This window comes from Sphingobacterium sp. MAE, assembly GCF_056711605.1.
Genome location: NZ_CM160044.1, coordinates 4,446,726 through 4,467,055 on the forward strand (window position 1 = coordinate 4,446,726; position 20,330 = coordinate 4,467,055).

Annotated in this window: 11 protein-coding genes; 6 read left to right on the forward strand and 5 right to left on the reverse strand. The window is 35.9% G+C overall.

Annotated features, from left to right (window positions below):
- Window positions 1-61: 61 nt before the first annotated feature.
- The 5 genes from AC06G9_RS19105 to AC06G9_RS19125 form a co-directional block, all read right to left on the reverse strand.
- Window positions 62-3,073 carry a SusC/RagA family TonB-linked outer membrane protein gene (locus AC06G9_RS19105; protein ID WP_480956941.1) on the reverse strand — a complete coding sequence of 1,004 codons (3,012 nt, stop codon included), beginning with the start codon at window positions 3,071-3,073 and terminating at the stop codon, window positions 62-64.
- 548 nt (window positions 3,074-3,621) lie between these two features.
- Complete coding sequence (locus tag AC06G9_RS19110) at window positions 3,622-5,646, reverse strand: DUF2264 domain-containing protein (protein ID WP_480956942.1); 2,025 nt, start codon at window positions 5,644-5,646, stop codon at window positions 3,622-3,624.
- A 2-nt stretch (window positions 5,647-5,648) separates the two neighbouring features.
- Window positions 5,649-7,004, reverse strand: a complete 1,356-nt coding sequence (locus AC06G9_RS19115; protein WP_480956943.1) for a BNR repeat-containing protein — start codon at window positions 7,002-7,004, stop codon at window positions 5,649-5,651.
- Between the two features lie 13 nt (window positions 7,005-7,017).
- The gene (locus AC06G9_RS19120) at window positions 7,018-8,256 is read right to left on the reverse strand and encodes a DUF2264 domain-containing protein (protein ID WP_480956944.1); all 1,239 of its coding nucleotides are present in this window, start codon (window positions 8,254-8,256) and stop codon (window positions 7,018-7,020) included.
- Window positions 8,253-9,365, reverse strand: a complete 1,113-nt coding sequence (locus AC06G9_RS19125; protein WP_480956945.1) for a glycoside hydrolase family 88/105 protein — start codon at window positions 9,363-9,365, stop codon at window positions 8,253-8,255. Before AC06G9_RS19125 ends, AC06G9_RS19120 begins: the two co-directional genes overlap by 4 nt.
- A 477-nt stretch (window positions 9,366-9,842) precedes the next feature.
- On the opposite strand from AC06G9_RS19125, the gene AC06G9_RS19130 reads away from it, so the two are divergent.
- From AC06G9_RS19130 to atpC, 6 genes are all read left to right on the forward strand, one after another.
- On the forward strand, window positions 9,843-13,895 hold the full coding sequence (locus tag AC06G9_RS19130) for a hybrid sensor histidine kinase/response regulator transcription factor (RefSeq protein ID WP_480956946.1): 4,053 nt from the start codon (window positions 9,843-9,845) through the stop codon (window positions 13,893-13,895).
- 85 nt (window positions 13,896-13,980) lie between these two features.
- Window positions 13,981-14,607, forward strand: a complete 627-nt coding sequence (locus AC06G9_RS19135; protein ID WP_248755574.1) for a 3'-5' exonuclease — start codon at window positions 13,981-13,983, stop codon at window positions 14,605-14,607.
- 10 nt (window positions 14,608-14,617) lie between these two features.
- A complete protein-coding gene (locus tag AC06G9_RS19140) occupies window positions 14,618-16,525 on the forward strand; it encodes a DUF294 nucleotidyltransferase-like domain-containing protein (protein WP_480956947.1) in 1,908 nt (635 codons plus the stop codon).
- 252 nt (window positions 16,526-16,777) lie between these two features.
- Window positions 16,778-17,410, forward strand: coding sequence for a hypothetical protein (locus AC06G9_RS19145; RefSeq protein ID WP_480956948.1), 633 nt, complete (start codon window positions 16,778-16,780; stop codon window positions 17,408-17,410).
- Window positions 17,411-17,874: 464 nt separating this feature from the next.
- Window positions 17,875-19,377, forward strand: coding sequence for a F0F1 ATP synthase subunit beta (atpD, locus tag AC06G9_RS19150; protein WP_045755061.1), 1,503 nt, complete (start codon window positions 17,875-17,877; stop codon window positions 19,375-19,377).
- A 156-nt stretch (window positions 19,378-19,533) separates the two neighbouring features.
- Entirely contained in the window at window positions 19,534-19,782 is a 249-nt protein-coding gene (gene atpC, locus AC06G9_RS19155; protein WP_480956949.1) for an ATP synthase F1 subunit epsilon, read from the forward strand.
- Window positions 19,783-20,330: the final 548 nt, after the last annotated feature.

Below are 20,330 nucleotides of genomic sequence, written 5' to 3' on the forward strand. Positions count from 1 at the left end.
TTGTTTTTTATCGGTGATGAAGCTATCATGAGCGTTTACTCATGATAGCTTCATGATTTCATTAAAAGGTTAAATTAACTCCAAGTACATAGGTGCGAACCATTGGATAGTTTAGGTTATCATTTGAAGATCCACGAGTGATATCTCGAGCTTCAGGATCCCAGCCAATCCAATTGGTCCATGTATATAGGTTTCGGCCACTGACATAAACCGTAGCCCCATTGATACCCAATTTATTCAAGGTATTTTGTGGCATATTGTAACTTAAGGTCACATCTTTCAACCGTGTAAAACTTGCATTTGATGGAAATCCATACCCATAGGTATTGGAACGATTACTCAATGAACGCCATTCGTTACTTTTATTTTCAGGAGTCCAATAGCCCAATTCTGCTGGCGTACTTTTACGTCCCATTTCATCTGCAGCCGAACCGATCTGCGGGTTATTGCGTAGTGCTCCTTGCACCGTATTGATGAAAATATTTAATGAAAATGCTTTATAGCTAAATGTATTGGTAAGTCCAGCGGTCCATTTCGGGGCAGTTTGTCCCAATACAGATCGGTCGTCCTCATTAATTAGACCATCACCATTTAGATCCGCTAATTTTACACTTCCTGCTTCTGCTTGTTCATCCCATCCTTTATTAACTCCCGCTTTTATTTCCTCTTCCTGCCAGATCCCCACTTTGGTAAAATCATAGATGATACCCAGCGGATGTCCGATCAACCACCTATTGCCCAGATCTTCTTTTCCATCACCATAAACTTCTACAATCTTATTTTTATTGCGGGAGAATACAAACGTACTGGACCAAGTAAAATCATTCTTTACAATATTTTTGGTATTCAGCGTCAGGTCTATACCTGTATTAGCAACCTTTCCAATATTAAAATACACATCTTCAAAACCCGTAAGTCTTGGAAGGCGCTGTTTTAAAAGTATATCATAAGAATTGGTCTTATACACATCGATACTTCCACTTATTCTGCTTTTAAATAATCCGAAGTCAATCCCTGTATTGAATCCCTTCGTTTTTTCCCATTGCAAATCATCATTTCCCATTCTCTTACGAATATTCAATGCCGTATTGGATAAGCCTTTCATCGCAATAGTACTGGCATCCATTAACGAAAGCGTTTCATAAATTCCAATAGCTTCATTTCCAGAAATACCGTAAGATATTCTCCATTTTAAATTGTCCACCACATCTTTAGTGCTATTCATGAACGATTCATTATGTATATTCCATGCGACAGCGGCAGATGGAAACATGCCGTATTTATTATTTCTACCAAAGATAGAGGCCCCATCTCGACGTGCAGTTACTGTAAATAAATAACGGCTATCGTAAGAGTAGTTTAATCTACCCATTTGGGAAATAGAGCGGTACAAGTCGGCTTGAGAAGACACTTTCTGTGTGGCGGCAGCACCTAGATTACCCCATTCCAAGGCATCATTAGGGAATACCTCTCCTGTAGCAATAGCCTGTTGCCAATATTTACTTTTGGAGGCATATAATCCTGTGAAATCAAGATGATGCTTACCAAAATCCTTGTTATAGGTTAATATATTCTCTACTGTATATGACTGAGATTCACTGTTGGTGATACGACCCATCCCGGCAAAATTATAAACACTCTCCCCTTCATATTCGTTGGTACGACCAGGGACATAAGTATATCCTGCATTGAACTTGTATTTCAGACCAGCCAGCGGTTTGTAAAGCTCCCCAAAATTAAGATCTGCATAACCATTTAAGGAGATATTAAATTGACGACGCTCTGGATTTAATGTCGTTGGTAAAAGTGGATTGGTCCAAAGCTGTTCCGAATACATGGGATGCTGTGTTAAAGTGCCGTCATCGTTATACATTTTGGCATAAGGGCTCATTGCAGCAGCCTGTAGAAGACTCGCGCGTCCACCATCTCTATTATGCGCTATGATATAAGATGATGTACCTACCGATAAATATTTAGTTGGTTTAAAATCTGTATTCGTTCGAAATGAATACCGTTTATAGTTATATCCTAATAAAACGCCTTTTTGATCCAGATAATCTCCAGAGACATAGTATTTGGCATTCTCACTTCCACCTGATAAGCTGACATTGTGATTCTGGATCACACCGGTCTGCATCACCGCATCCAACCAATCGATGGTCACACCATTGGTGTAATTATCAAACTCATTCCGATTGCGAACCGGACCACCATTATATAGCGGACTATTATTAATGCGGGAATATTCAGCATAACGCTTTAAAAGCTCTTCTCCCGAAACGGGCTTAAGAATATGTGCAACATTTTCTACACCGCCATAACCACTGTAACGAATACGGGGGGTACCGGATGTACCGCGTTTTGTGGTGATCAAAATAACACCATTAGAACCATTCACACCATAAATCGCAACAGCTGATGGATCTTTTAAGATCTCGACCGACTCAATATCATTGGGATTGATATCATTAATAGAACCATCTGTACGCGATAGCGGAATTCCATCAACGACAATATAAGGTTCTGAAGATGCATTGATCGAGTTCTTACCTCGAACTTGAACAGATGGAGCATCTCCAGGTATAGAGGATGCTTGCGAAACCGAAACATTGGATACGGCACCTTGGATAGCCTGCATCACATTCGTAACCGGAATTTTTGACAATCGATCCTTTGGTACTGATGCCACAGACCCCGTAACATCCGATCTCTTTTGTGTTCCATATCCGACCACAACTAATTCCTCAAGTACATTTTCAGATGGAATAAGCGTAACATCGACAACACCCCCCTGTGGCACGATCACTTCCTTTTCCTGATATCCTACTGAAGAAATAATTAAGGTATTTCCGATATTTGCCTGAATGGTAAAACTACCGCCCGTATTTGATTGTGTACTTGCAGAACTTCCTTTTACCTTTACGGTGACATTACTTATATTTCTTCCTGTAGAAGCGTCTCGAATAGTTCCTTTTATGGAAGTTCCTTGACCATAAGTAGTCATCGCTATTAAAAATAAACTATTTAATAGCAATGTGTTTTTTGCGTATTTATTGCAATAGTGGGTTAACATAATTTACAATTGGTTTTTAGATTAGAATTACTATTTTATTCAATTTATTATAGGACCATACCATTATCCTATAATCCCCCTACAGGTTGATTTCAACTTGATCCCATCGTCGTATTGTTTATATTTTTGTTTATAATTGGTTCTTATCAAACTCAAGAAAATCGCTCGATACAGTTCCATTGTTAAGAAAAAGAAACACGCTGCTGAGCTATTTTCGAATTCCTTGTTAGGTCAAAATTATAGCGGATTCGCTTATAAACGGTTTGAAATCGATTCAATAAGGTTCAAAATCTATTCAGGAGAGGAAATTATTCACTAAAAATCAATAAAAAGTAAAAACCATTTTATGTAAAGGGTGCCTTCGCTACCTATTACATAAAATGGTTTTTAAAATTTTGTTGCGGTATCTGCTAGTTCTTACTCATCAGCATGCACGCTTGCATTTAAGTTTCACAATTCAAAAACTCCGCCTTTATCGTATTCAAGTCTATTTCAAATCATCTTTCACGGGACTATGATCATTTGAAAAATAATTATTTAAGGTAATATCAGAGTTGATCTTTGGCTGTCAAACTCACGGTTTGATAACGACCATTTTTCCAACTGATTTTTACTTGATCCAAGTTTAGTTCCCATTTTTTTACAGGGAACAATTCTTCATTTTTCCACTGCTCACCCGATTTTTTCCATAACATCAACGTCGCGAACAAACGCTTTTGATTTGCACTGGTATTTCCAATTACATTCAAGACTTTACTGTTAGCAGTAACTGGATTTAAACCTTGAGCACTTACGATTTCAACATTTCCCCAGTTCTCAAGAGGAATAATAGCCAACTGATACTGTCCATTGTCGATGATCGTTGCTGTCCATTTTTTATATTTAATTTGATGCTCAACAATTGCCCTACCCTCATATTGAGGCAAAGCATAGTGTCCCAAACGCAGCGCAGCAGTTTGTTGACTATACACCTGATCCACACGCAAGATCCCATTAGGAAGTATCACATCTGCAAGTTGCAATCTGATCGTCGAATCCGAAGCTAATACCGCATCCCTGTAGTAAATTCCATTCTGATAGCCTTTGAATTTATAGCGGCGAAGTGCCTCCCATTTTGTCCCATCGATATGAAACATATAGTTCATCGATACTTCACCATTCTTTCCATCCGCCTGCCAAGGAAATGCGCTATTATAAGCCAGCTTATTATAATTTTCAGTTCCCTGATAATAACCCACTGTCTTACTATCACACCAAGCCCTGATCTCTGCTGCGCCAATTTCTGCATAATCAGTAATCAATATTTCAGCATCAGGAGCAAAAGAATTCAAGACATTCACTTTTGGAATCTCCCTTTCCCAAGCACCTAAATTTTCATTTGCTGTCCAAAATATATTATCATCCGGAATAAGCAATCCTAAAAATATTTTACCTAGCCAAAAAGCACTCCCTCTACAGCTATATTCCTGCACAGCAGGTTCAAAAGCTCCATAAAAACCAAGTGTAGGAATACCTTCAGATAAAAAATCAGGCTGTTTGAGAAATTGTAGCAGTGTTCCTGATGCAATTCGTCGCATCCATCCATAATTGATGCTTTTGTCCTCTAGAAAACCCATCAGAGGAAAGGGCACAGCAGCTCCCATTCGATAGGCAATACTTCTCCCCCACATAATCATCTCCCCGTCCTTACTGAACATATAAGGGTAATGACTAACCATTTCTCGCAAATGAGTCCTGAACCTCTTCGCATAATCTGGATACATCTGGTCTCCATAATAGGTAGCCCATAATGTTCCGTACATCTGATACCCCCACATACTATAATAATCATAATAGGGCTGATCATTATACCAACCATCCCCCCTATAATCAGATAAACACTTCTCCAGCAATTCTTTTAAATAATCTTCACGTATCGGGTAACCTTTACTCTTAAAAAAGCTTAAAATCATGACATTAAAAAAACGCCAATTCATATCAATAGTAGGTCCGTTGCCATAACTTAAGAGCGTATGCGCTAAAATATCCTTTTTCTCTTGGGATAATGGATCCCATAAAATTTCGGGAGCAGCCATAAGCGCTACTGCCAAACCACCGAATTCAACAAGCTTTTGACTTGGTCCTCCTTTTTTGGGTAAAGGTGGTATGAAACTCGCAGATTGTGGATTCACTAGCTGCGTAATCTGATGCCGATAATAATCGGAAATCTTTAGACCTCCAATTTCATAATCTGGATTTTCCTTCATCAAAGGCAAAGCAATAAACAAGGTCCTACAAAGTCCCTCCAATCGTTCTGTTTCCGTATGAATACCATCTCTCGGATAGCTTCTTCCTGGTTGTTTAGGAAACTCCATTGGGCTATCCAGATTACTGACATAACTAAACGCGCCCTTTAAAAGATATTCGGCTGCATCTAACCAATGTTGACGGTTCATGCCGGTATAGGGACTGAGATTCAGATCTGGATTTCTAACATTAAAAACAGTATCTCTTGTCCCTTGTCCGAACATATCCATGGGATAAAATAAAATGAGTATGAAGCAGGATATCATCCTAAAGAGGTATTTTTTCATAATTAATGTTTGATTGTATTTTTTATTGGTTTTAGACTAGGCGTCCATTCAATAACTCTAACTTTGCTTGGAGCAGACTCCAAAAGTCCTTCACCATCCTTTTGATCAGTAGCTTGAACAAACAGCGATAATCTCCTCTTGTTTCGCCACATTTCAGTATCATAACTGGGTTCCCATGCTCCTAATGATTCGTCATTCAAATCAAATAGTTGATAATCATTATCCGTCAACTTATTTAAGGTCAATACAGAAGCTCGACTTAATCTTTCCTTATCTCGGAACAAGAGCATAACAGCAACCTTGTCTCTTTTACCTTTGACCATTAATTGGGGTCTCGCTATAGGTATTTCTTTTGTTCCATGTCCACTCAAACTGAAAGACATTTTTCTAAAATCAAAAGAACGGACTTGCCAAGCACCTTTCCTATAATAAATAAGCTTATATTGAGGAATAGTAGAACCTTTTGCGCGCCAATAAGTCGCAATAAATGGATGACCATCATCATCTGCAGCCATCGATGTTTGATTGATCAGCTCACTGTTTTGAGGAATACGCACCGCATATTCCGCGGTTGATTCGTTTATGGGTAATGTATATTGAGCTCCAGCAGTAGACTCCCAAGTGAGCCCTCCATCCTTTGAACAAGCATATGCCATATCATGATTACTGGCTACATCAGGACTTTCTCGCCATACCCAAGACAGATGTATCGTTCCTTGGTTATCGACATAAGCCTGCCAATAAGCATTTCGTTTCCCTTCTCCATCGATTAAATTACGATGTAGTCTAGTCCATTTTTTATTCGTGGGATCGTAACTGTTCATCACAAGATTTCCTGACCCAGAACCGCCATCACGATAAAGAAACAATAGTGAGCCATCAGGCATTTTGAAAAATTCAGGATAGGTAACATACTGTTCATCTTTCCCGATCATAGACCGCTCAGGCCCTAAATCCAAAGTATATGGCTGTTTTGCCCTAGCATATCGTAACTCACCATTATGATGATCCCAACAAACATGTAAATATCCCTCTCCATCAATCATGATACTGATAATATTATGTGCATCCTGAGCTCTGCCCGAATATTCAGTAACCTGTAGCTGCCAGCTCTTCTCGCTCAACTTTCTTTTTCCTAATACAACTTTTCCCTTCTCGTTGTAGTAGGCTATGTATTGAAACTTCGCATCACTGACGAGAGAGTTTTTTCGAAAAACAGCTGTATTGACCGTATTCTTGGCCCAACCGTCTCCAACGTCCATGGTCTGAACCTGTGGGTTTTGCGAAAAACAGAAATTTAAGGAAAGGATCATATAAAAATGAACCCATAAAACCCTATAAAATGTACTTAACCTCATGACTAATAGCTTTTTATTGAATGGTCTTACTTTGATCTTTTTTCCAATCCTGTCCAGACCAAATACGCTTAGAACTCCATTCTTCTTCTTTTGAAGTCCAAAAACTATCTTGTTCAGATAGTCCAAGCGGTAAAAAAATCGTACTGCATAAATATGGACTTCCTTGATTGTTATAAAAATCTCCTAATCCGGGCTGATCTCCATATAGACCAATCGTTAACCAGTTTTGATGATAAGTAGATGGACTTTCAAATGTTTTCTTCAAAACCGCAGATAAAGCAGCGCGGACTTGTCCCTCCGTCAGCTCTTTGGGTAATCGTTTTTTCAGGGCCATGTCTGCCAAATGGTGAAAGGCTGCTCCACGATAAATGACTGATCTTCCGGATGGTGGAAAAGTACCATCTGTATTAATCAACCTTTCCAATATAATGGCATATCGTTGGTTGCGTAGTTTGATTTTCGCAAACATGCCATCATAATTTTTAGTTTTTTGCTCGATGACATCCATAATTCCAGATAAAAAAGGATGAATAACATAACTATTATAATAATCATATGCATAATGAGGACCATCCATATACATCCCGTCCCCAACATACCATTGCTCCAATTGTTGCAAGGCATAATCTACTCTCATAACATCCCATTCTTTACTGTACTGGGCTAGAAAAGCTTCATTCATGGCAGAAAAAAGTAACCAATTGGAAAACACGGGTCTAAATTGACGTGTCGTTTTGATTGCCTGGACCAAATGGCCTTGAGTTACAGGATCCAGCTGATCCCATAACCAAGGACAACGCAAAAAAGCAACTGAAATAAATGAGGCATCCACTAATTGCTGCCCACCTAGATCAAAACGCATAAAATCATTTGCATTACTATCCAAGGCATTTTTTAATGCTTGAATAGTCCAATTGCGATATTGTTTTCTCAATATTTGCTCTTCTTCCGAACCGTCATTCAAAGCCAACCAAGGCGATATTCCGCTTAAAACTCGACCTAATACTTCTACATATTGCACTTGAATACGATGTTCTTTATTGTCAACCGCTATAGAAGTAATTTGAGGCATATTGATCTTTAGACTGTCATGAGCCAAACTACGCATAACCGGTCTTGCCATACGATCCATCTCCTTTAACCAAAAGGCTCTTGAAGTTTCTTTCCATGCTATAGTATTTTTCTTCTGCCCATAAGTCACAGTGGCGAAGCATATCAATACCCATAATGTCCATACATTTTTCATCATCATTCGTTTAAATATCTGTACATTTCAACACCCGCCAATAAAAATGCTCCCACACCGAATGGTGATGTGGAATGGGCATCAACGACTTGACCTGGTATGGCCTTTTCTCCGATAGGTTGAATATAACCGACTTTCCCATCAGGCTGTAAAGCAATATTACTTAAATAATGCCATCCTTTTTTTGCTGCACCATCAAATTCTTCACGATTCAAAATCCCGTTGTTAATTCCCCAGAGAAGTCCATAAGTGAAGAAAGCCGTTCCACTAGATTCTTTACCTGGTGCATGTTCTGGATCCAGCATACTTCTCGTCCAGAAACCCTCCTTCTGTTGACACGCTACAATAGCATCGGCCATATCTTGAAAACGTTTTACATAATGTTTATAATGAGCATTGTCTTTGGGTAGATCTTGTAGCACTTTTGCTAATCCCGCGAATACCCAACCATCACCCCTTGCCCAAAAGTCTTTTTTTCCATGGGCAGTCTTATGTTTTGGATAAACATATTTCGCATCCCTATAATACAGTTTTTCATCTTGATCATACATGATACCATCTGCATACTCCAAATATTCATGTAGCTTTTCTAAATAGAGCGGATTTTTAGTTAAATTGTACATCTTGGTCATCACGGGCATCACCATATATAGTCCATCGGCCCACCACCAGTAATCATGCTGTTTGGTATGAATTTGGTAATCCATCACTTCTTGAGCTCGGGCTATTTTGTAAGCTTGGGGATCGATATGATAAAGATCAATATACGTTTGAAAACAGATCTGCCAATCGCCAAACAGCACATAATCATCAGTCTCCCCATAACTATATTTCCAATTCGCTTTATCGGTTGATTTTGCACCCTTCCATTCATTAAAATTCGCCCAATCTTCCGTATATTTTAAGAAGGTTTTATTTTTAAACTCTTTATAAAATTCCATATTTCCACTGTGATAAGCCGCTTGATCCCAAAATGCCCAAACTTGAGGCTTATGGTTGGACTGCCAATAGTGATTCGCCAGATTCAATTGAGCCAAAACATCACTCTTTTTAAGATCTTGTCCAAAGACAGAATAAGTAATCAGAAGAAAATATACAATAAAGTATTTGCGCATATCTTAAGGTTTTAAGGTTAAAAAAATCCAATCAACAGCGTTTAGCAGATCTAAATATTATTGAAGATTGGTCAAATCAAATCTAGCTAAAATGCATATATCTGATGTTTAATTTGGGTTTATTCAACATACAAAATTGGATCATTTAATAGTTTGAGTAATCTACTATATAGCAATAGTGCTCGGAAAACGACATTTAACCCATTTTTTTAAAAATAAGTGTTTATTTTACATTTATTTTAAATAACATTCTATATCTTTAAAAAAGATACCAATTTGAATCGGACTTTTGAACCAGTTAGATACTCAATTAAGACGCAAGGAATAGCAATTTAGCGCTAACCATTATTAAGGAATTAAATGATGTCTCCCTTTCTTCTTATGTTAATTAATTCACCGGCTTTATAGAGTAAGGCGATTAAAACAGCTAGAAGTCAAGGACAAATTGTAGATCTGATTAGATTAAACCAATTGATTATGAAAAATACATATCAAATCTTCTTCTTCATCATATATTTACTTTTTCATATCCAAGTTAATGGCCAACAAATGGGATTGAATCCCATTGCTAAAAATAATGAATTACCCTCCCTCACCATCAATCAAACTTGTCAGGATAAGGATGGCTATATCTGGTTTGCTTCTACACAGGGATTAAGTAGGTATGATGCGTATAATATTCTTAATTTTAAATTAAAGACCATAGAGGGCAAAACAGCAACAAATCAAAACATTAAAACATTAGTAGAATATCAAAATTACCTCATTCTAGGTACAGAGAAAGGGTTATATACGCTAGAAAAAGAAAGTTATGTGATCAAACCATTCAAAAACAAACTACAATCCACAACACGTATAACAACATTGTTAATTGATAAAAAAAACAGATTATGGGTAGGATCTGACAACGGTATTGTGGTATATAACAAAGACTTATCCATCATCCAAAATTATCAGGATGATCATAATTCTATTTATAAATTACCATCAGGAACTGTTAATACCATATTTGAAGACAAAAAAGGCAATATTTGGGTAGGAATTTGGGAACAAGGCTTATTTAAGTTAGATATACAGAAAAATCAATTCATTGCTTATCCAAAAGTTGGAACACGTAATAATCCCTTCAAGCTATTTGAAGATCATAACAAACAACTCTGGGTATGTACCTGGGGAGATGGAGTTTACTTATTTAATCCGGACAATAAGAAGAACTTATACCAAGAAATAGCAATTAAAAACAAGCGTCGAAACATTGGAAAGGAAGATTTATTCTATAACATCGTGCAAGATCGGCATCGCAATTATATTTGGATCCTTTCGTTTTCTGGTATATCGACCTTTCAATATATAAACGGAGCACTCAAAGAAGTCAATATGGCTCCCTATTTTGATCATACAACCAATATTTTCAATGATATATATCAAGATCGATTAGGGACATTGTGGCTTTCTATCGGTGGAAAAGGGATCTCAACGATTAGTTTTGATAAGCCCCTGATTCAAAATTACACCTTTAAAGAAATTAAAAGTAGATATAGCATCGCGCCCAATGTGAATATGTTATACCGCGATGAAAAGGGCATATTTTGGTTCAATCTGGAGCGCTTTGGCTTTGGAAGTTTAAACCCAAACGATGGTTTATTAAACACATATAGTAATGCCAATTTACGAGAATTGATCTCCATTAGAGCAGCTAGCTGTGCCATTGATGTACAGCAGGAACTGTGGGTCGGTTCTGCTTATGAAGCCACTATAAATGTTTTCGAAAAGCAGCATAACAATATCAAGTTAAACCATAAGATAGATCTAAAGCGTGAAGCAAACCACTCCGGGGTTCCCATCTTCTTTTTCCAAGATAGTCAGTCGAGAACTTGGATCGCAACAAGTCAAGGTGTATTATATAGAGATGCTAGCAGCAAGAAAATAAAGCTGATCACAAAGATAAAAGATCAAGCGGTTAGCATAGCTGAAGATAAAAAATCAAACATCTGGATAGCCACCAAGGGAAGCGGCATTTATTATATCAATAAAAATGATCCAGATCAGATCTTACAACATATTGGTCAATCGACGGCAATTCTTAAAACGAATCAAATTGAATCCTTAGATATTGATAAAAATGACAACCTATGGATCGGAACCAAAGATAATCGCTTACTGTATTATCAAACTGGTATAAAGAAAATGGAGGAATTAGCAAATTCGGCTTTATTTGGAAAAAACCAACTACTGGATATCGTTTGCCTAGATAATACCGTATGGCTTTCTAGTACCAGAAATATATTTAAAATAAATGCACTCAATAAAGACATCTTAGAATTTACATCGACTGACAGTCTGCAAGTCAATATGTTTTCCAAAAGAGCATTTACGATTGATAAAAAATCAAACTCGGTGTACTTTGGAGGATATAACGGAATGGTTAGATTGGATGATAATAGTAATATTCCAAATTATAGAGCTAAAGTCCAAGTAACAGATATCAAGATTAATAATAAGTCCATTGTCCTTGAATCCAATCAAAAAAAATTTAATTTCAATCAACAGATACTGACATTAGAACCCGACGATCAAAATATAGAATTTTCTTTTTCATCACTTGGCTATACCCAGGATAATAAACTTCGCTATGCCTATAAGTTAGAAGGTATTGATCAGGATTGGGTCAATGCATCCCGAGATCGGGTATTCGCAGCATATAATAATCTAGGAAAAGGATCTTATCGATTTTTAATAAAATCGACTGATTTAAATAATAAATGGAATACGGCGATTACCGAAATTAATATTTACAAAAAAGCTGCATTTTATGAGAGCAATTTAGCCTATTTTTTATATGCATGCCTACTGATCGGTATATTTTACTATTTTATTAATTTTACTTTACACCGTTTAAAATTAAGAAGTGATCTAAAAATTGCGCAAATAGAAAAAGAAAATGCACACGCACTGGCGCAATCCAAACTCAGTTATTTCACAAGTATTTCGCATGACCTGTTGACACCATTAACCATTATTTCTTGCTTAGTAGACGACGTCCAAATGACAACAAAGCATCATTTAAGCCAGTTCGAAAAAATGAGATTAAATCTAGATCGCTTAAAACGTTTATTACAACAAATTTTGGATTTCAGAAGAATAGAAAATAATTTGATGGAATTGAAAGTTAGTCAAGAACATTTGCCCGCATTTATAAATCAATTGAGCCATGTTTTTTTTAGCCCGTTAGCCGTTCGAAAAAATATTGAATTTGAAATCAATCATGGAGAATGTACAACCGATGTTTATTATGATGCGGATAAAATGGATAAAATCCTTTTCAATTTACTCTCTAATGCCTTTAAATACACACATAAAGATGGTAAAATCACCCTGTCATACTATATAAAAGAAGACAATAGACAAAAACTGCTCTATCTTTTTGTACGTGATAACGGCATGGGAATCGATAAAGATGAATTAGATAAAATATTTAAACCATTTTATACCAATAAATCATTTGTCAATCAAGAAAGCAATGGTATTGGTCTGTCAGTAACCAAAGAATTAGTAGACATTCACTTTGGGAAAATCAGTGTCGAGAGTTTACCTGACCAAGGAACTTGCTTCCAGATCATACTACCTGTTGATAAGGAATTTTACCTTAACAAAGGATATCAAATATGGGATGAGTCCTTTCCTAAAAAAGATCAACTAATCTATGAAATTAATGATGTCGAAACAGCCATCCATGAAATCACTTCTGGAGACCTCCATAAACTGCATATTTTACTGGTAGAAGATAACGAAGATCTGCAGCAGACTATGTCAAGTATTTTATCAAAGAAATACCATGTCCATGTCGCTTCTGACGGAAAACAAGGTCTTGACCTTTTAAACAAAGTCGATATTGATATTATTGTCAGTGATATTATGATGCCCGAAATGGATGGACTTAGCCTATGTAGAGCTGTCAAGCAGCATACCGAAATTAACCATATTCCAGTATTATTGCTTACAGCAAAGAATAGTATAGAAGATCGAATTGAATGTTATCAAGCTGGAGCCGACGGCTATATCAGTAAGCCTTTCGATATTAAAGTACTGGAAGCCAAAATTCAGAGCTTTATCATCAATAAAAGAACGAAGCAGATCAACTTCAATAACAATACACAAATTAATATCGCAACTTTGGATTACACTCCTGTAGATGAACAGTTCTTACAACGAATGATCAAGGTTGTTGAAGAAAACTTAGGTGACGATCAATTTGATATTATTAAGCTTGGGGAGATACTCGCACTATCCAAATCGACACTATACCGTAAAACCAAAGTACTGCTTGATTTATCACCGAGTGAGTTTATAAAAAATATTCGCTTAAAACATGCCTGTCAGATCATGGAAAAAGATAAATCAATTACGGTTAGCGAAGTGGCATTTGCAACCGGATTTTCTGATCCACGTTATTTTGCGACTTGCTTCAAAGCGTCTTTTGGAATCACACCTACCGAGTTTCAAAAAAACACAACTGTACAACATGTGTAGCCGATCCGTTTTTTTTACCTGTTGGCTTTCCATATGATCGATAATTTACTTATTTTTAATAACAAATAGCATAGCGACACACTTTTTGAAAAAGTATATATTATTTCTGGATACAGAAACCTCCGATCTTCCTAAAAAATGGGATAAAAAATACAGCGATATTCAAAATTGGCCTCATGTATTGCAATTAGCATGGATCATATTTGACATGGAGATTAATGAAATCAAACGCACAAACAAATACATCTATGAACCACTGATCCCTATAAGTCGAGAATCAGAAAAAATTCATGGTTTAACACCCCATTTTTTGAGAGAGCATGGTGACAACAAAAAAAACGTACTTCGAAAATTAGCACATGATCTAAAAAAATATAACCCTTTAATTGTTGGTCATTTCTTATCATTTGATTTACAAGTCTTGTGCGCTGAATTTGTTAGAGTAAAACTGCCTATCCCATTTGAACAATTCCGCTATTTTTGTACCTTATGGCATAGCAAAAAGTATGTACGAAATCCCAATATGGTTTATATGAATCTAGCACTCCTACATGAAGCGTTATTTACAACATTGCCCGAAAATATGCATCATGCTGAAAAAGATGCCGAAATAACTGCAAAATGCTATTTTGAAATGATACGCAGAAATGAACTTTCAATAGCAGATGTTGAAAACCAACAAGCTCAATTTCTTCCTATATTTCAACCTTAAATCCGCTTATATGAATAATTCTGAGGTTATTTTATCGTTATTAAAAACAACTCAACCTTTTCAACTCTTGCCCGATTCCGTGCAAAAAAGTTTAGTAGACCTGATGACGAAATATACATTTACAAAAGAAGAGCTGCTTTACCGACAGAATGTGACAGATATTGAAGGAATAGATCTCATTTATAAAGGTGAATACGAAACTTTTTTCTTAGATACTAGTGAAAATAAACATTCTATTGAGATCCATCATCATACTTATTGCTTTGGAGGAATATCTATTCTGCTAAACCGTAAAAAGGCATTAAAATCTGTCATGGTCAAAAAAGGAACAACCATATACCGATTGCCCCGTAAAGACTTTATTGAACTCTGTCATGTCAATGAGGATTTTTTTCATTTCTTTACAAATTCATTTGGACGCAAAATGCTAGAAGAAGATTTTTCGCATTTCGTAAAATCGCCAGCACCATTTGAAGAAAGTTATTACGCAGCTGATCAGTTATATTCTCGAAAGATTGATAACATCATCTATAAAGATATTATATCCGTTCCCTACCATACGCCTATTTTCGAAGTAGCACAAAAAATGTCAAGACATAAAATTAGCTGCATCTTTATAACGGAAAAAGAAGAAATCATCGGATACGCAACAGATATAACATTACGCGACAATGTATTAGGGAAGCAAATAGAAGCTACACAACCGATCGGGTCGGTGATGGACAATCCGATTGTCAGCATCTCTCATCAAGCCTTTCTATATGAAGCCGTTCTCATGATGTTCCGAACGAAAACCAAATATCTTTTAGTCGAAAAAGAAGGTAAATATGTTGGTTTTTTAAGCCGAAATCGCTTACTAAGTGAGCAAGGGCAATCTCCCTTAGTTTTTATACAATCTGTAAAATTAGCTGAATCTATAGATGAGCTCGGAGATAAATGGAATAATGTACCTAAAATTATAAACCAATTGCTAGAGCGCGGTGTCCATGCAGAAATTGCCAACCAAGTGATCACCACAATTGCCGATACCATTTCAATCAAAGTGATTGAAAAAGTGATCCAAGAAATTGGAGAACCTCCCGCAAAGTTTGTTTTTATGGTAACAGGAAGTGAAGGCAGGAAGGAACAAACACTCAAAACCGATCAAGATAATGCCATTATATACGAAGATAAAGCGAATGAACATCGTGAACTTGTTAGAAGTTATTTTTTAACTTTTGCAAAGAAAGTCTCTGATTATTTAAATAAAATTGGATTTGTATACTGTACCGGTGAATTTATGGCGAGCAATCCTAAATGGACACATTCTTTATCCCATTGGAAAAATAATTATAAAAATTGGATAGAAGATACCATGCCCGAGAATGCGATTAAATTTTCAACGTTCTTTGATTGTAGGCGACTCTATGGAGATCAAGAAATCATCGATGAACTTAAATTATTTTTAAATATAGAATTACAAAAACCAAATGAACGCTTCTTCTCCTTCATCGCAAAGAATGCTTTGCAATATCAACCACCATTAACATTTTTTAATGCCATAAAAACACAAACCATTGGAACTGCTGAATTTTTAAATATCAAAAAAGCGATGACTCCAATTGTGGATCTGGTGCGTGTATATGCATTAAAAAATAGAATTTATGAAGAAAATACTGGCGAAAGGCTTAAAAAATTGGTTAAGCTCGGGATCTTCAATCAGACACAATACGAAGAATTATATCAATCATACTATTACATGATGGCCCTGAGATTAAAAAATCAAACTAATGAGATTTTAACCTCAAAATCTGAACCCAGTAATTATATTCGAATCGATAGTCTAACTAAAATTGAAAAAGCAACTTTGAAAGAAATATTTAAGACCATTAGCAATTTTCAATTGGGTATCAAATTTAAATTTACGAGCAGTCTCTAGCTAAAAAACGATTGATCTGTACATAAAATAATCGATCGAGAACTTGTGAAAAAAGTGCTCATCTAAGCGTAATTTTTAAAACAACAAATAGGATGAACACCTAAACAATTAGGATTGCATATTCTTTATTTATCTTGCAGAAATACACATTTAATAAAAATATTTCAACATTTAAACTTAAAATCTTAACTTTTTAGTATATATTAGAAGCAATCATTAATTTTGTAAAAAATTTGTAACGTTAATTCATCTATGCATATTTTAAAATCACTAGTTATAACTGTATCTCTTCTATGCGCTCATCAGCAATTCGCTTCGGCCCAAGCTCCAGTAGCTCAACCAACAACAGCAGCTGCTAACAAATTTGGCCCTGAAGGTTTGAGTAAAGGTAGTCTTGCAAATCAGTTTGACCATTTGAACTACATTTCAAAAAATAATTATGATTTCAAGATGGTACGCAAATCAAATCTGGAGATCATCAGAAAAAATGTAGTAGATACTGTCAGCAAACTTCAAAAAGAAATTACTGCATTAAAATCTGCAAGCTCAAATTACGGATCGACAACCAAAGGATTACAAGATAGTGTTCAGATATTAAAAGACCAATTGGCTCAGGAACAAGAAAAAGCCGATAGTTTCTCTTTTTTAGGAATCAATACTACCAAATCAGCTTATAGCAGTATCGTTTGGTTAATCATTGCCGTACTCTTGATCAGTACAATAACCTTTCTATTCTCTTACCGTAAAGCGAAAGTAAATACTGATGAATATCAAAAAACGGCAGATCAAGCACAAGAAGAGCTTGCGTTATTCCGAAAAAAGGCACTTGAAAAAGAACAAGCATTAAAACGTCAACTTCAAGATGAATTAAACAAAAGATCGTAACGAATTTTTAATACATTTAAAATAAGGGCAATTGCATCGTGCAATTGCCCTTATTTTATTCGAGATAAAGAGTGAGAATAGGATTTGTTTATAAATAATTCAATATGTTTTCGAATAATCAGCGCCATGATACAACAAATATGTAACGATCGGAGTTGTATTTGATTCAAACTCGTTCTATGTTTGAATTAAAATCAGGATTTTTTATCGTTTGTCCAATGATGACAAAAAAAGATGAATAGTGTCTTTAAAATGGATAAAGCCGTCATATTAAGCTGAAATTATCTTTTTTAGAGAACATATATTAATAGAATGAATAACAAATTGACATATTTCAATAAAAAAGAATTTAATTGAAATTTCTATTTGTTTTTCAGCGACAATAAGCTTATTTTTGCTGACCAAAAAGAGGCGGTTTATATTGCCTTTATAAAATTGATTAATAAATATTTAGTCCCCATAATATGCCCAATATTGGTAAAATAGCGCAGATTATCGGCCCAGTGGTTGACGTCAACTTCGCCGACAATGAAAATCTACCTAAAATTTACGATGCCTTGATTATCGAGAGAGAAAATGGTCAACGTGTCGTTTTAGAGGTTCAACAACACTTAGGTGAGGAACGTGTTCGTACAATTTCTATGGATGCAACCGAAGGTTTGGTTCGTGGAATGAAAGTTGTCGACACAGGTGCTCCAATCAAAATGCCTATTGGTGAAGAAATTAAAGGTCGTGTATTCAACGTTGTGGGTGATGCCATTGACGGGATCAAAAATTTAGATAAAACTAATGGTCGTTCAATCCATAATGTTCCACCTAAATTTGAAGATCTATCGACTGAAACTGAAGTACTTTTCACAGGTATTAAAGTAATCGATTTATTAGAGCCATATTCTAAAGGTGGTAAAATTGGATTATTTGGTGGTGCCGGTGTAGGTAAAACTGTATTAATTCAAGAGTTAATCAACAATATCGCAAAAGGACACGGTGGTTTATCTGTATTTGCTGGTGTTGGTGAGCGTACACGTGAAGGTAATGACTTATTGCGTGAGATGTTGGAATCAGGCATTATCAAATATGGTGAGCACTTCATGGAAGAGATGGAAAAAGGTCAATGGCCTTTAGATGCTATCGATACCGAATTGATGAAAGAATCGAAATGTACTTTCGTATTCGGCCAAATGAATGAGCCTCCAGGTGCACGTGCACGTGTTGCTTTATCAGGCTTAACGATTGCTGAATATTTCCGTGATGGTGAAGAAGATGGTAAAGGTAAAGACGTATTATTCTTTATTGATAATATCTTCCGTTTTACACAAGCGGGTTCTGAAGTATCTGCTTTATTAGGCCGTATGCCTTCTGCAGTAGGTTACCAACCGACGTTAGCAACAGAGATGGGTTTAATGCAAGAGCGTATTACCTCTACTAAAAACGGATCAATTACTTCAGTTCAAGCGGTATACGTACCTGCGGATGATTTAACCGACCCTGCTCCAGCGACAACATTTGCTCACTTAGATGCAACGACTGTATTATCACGTAAAATTGCAGAGTTAGGTATTTATCCTGCAGTAGATCCATTAGATTCGACTTCTCGCATCTTAAGCCCTGCTGTTTTAGGTAACGAGCACTACGATACAGCACAGCGCGTAAAAGAAATCTTACAACGTTACAAAGAATTACAAGATATCATCGCCATCTTAGGTATGGATGAGTTATCAGAAGAAGATAAATTAACCGTACAACGCGCACGTCGTGTTCAACGTTTCTTATCACAACCTTTCCACGTGGCTGAGCAATTTACAGGTTTAAAAGGTGTATTGGTAGACATCAAAGATACAATCAAAGGGTTTAATATGATCCTTGATGGTGCTGTTGATGAGTATCCTGAGGCAGCTTTCAACTTAGTAGGTAGCATCGAAGAAGCAATCGAAAAAGGTAAAAAATTATTAGCTGAAGCAGTTTAAGTTAGTTGTTAGTATTTAGTAGCTTGTATTTAGATCTCGAAAACTTAATATGAAGGTTTTAGATGCTAATCGATAGCAAAAGTCTAAATACTCCATACTAAATACAGTGTAAAAGTCTAAGTACTTAATACGAACTACTAAATACTATTATATAAAATGAAATTATCTATAATCACTCCTGACAAAATAGTATTTGAAGGTGATGCAACTGCGGTAACTGTTCCAGGTACTGCAGGATCTTTTCAAATCTTAAAAGATCACGCTGCTATCATTTCTACTTTAGAAGATGGAAAACTAATTATTCAGCAAGGTAAAGACGAGCAAACCTTAAGCATCAAAGGTGGTGTGGTAGAAGCTAAAAACAATGTCGTTACGATATTAGCTGAAGGAATTATTGAAGCATAACTCATCTCTTGATGATATCTAAAAGCCTCTTACTTAAAAATAAGAGGCTTTTGTATTTTTATCCACTTGTCCCAAATAGATATCCACATCTTGTTTATAAATGAATGGAAAAATTCTTTCCAGTTAAATGGTCACTTATAGACCTATCTCAAATCATAACTTGTTATACGTCGTATATCGTTTTCTTAACACTTGTCAACAAGATGTCTACAACATGTTTATAACCTCCTAGAAAATGGAAGAACTTCACACTTTATATACCTTTATCAACATGATGTTTATAAAACCAAAATATAAACTGTTCTTCACCAAACATCAGGGCTCAAAGGTCTACATCAGATCATAACTGACTACACTTATTATATACATTTCTTAACAAATGCCAATAAGATGTCTATAACTTTCCAGAGATTTAAAAAATAGATGCTATTTATCCACTTTTACCAATAGATATTAACATCATGGTAACAATGCAGATAAAATATAACAGTACATTTTTATTTTTGACATGATTATAAACCAATTATTCCCATTAGTTTACAAGAATT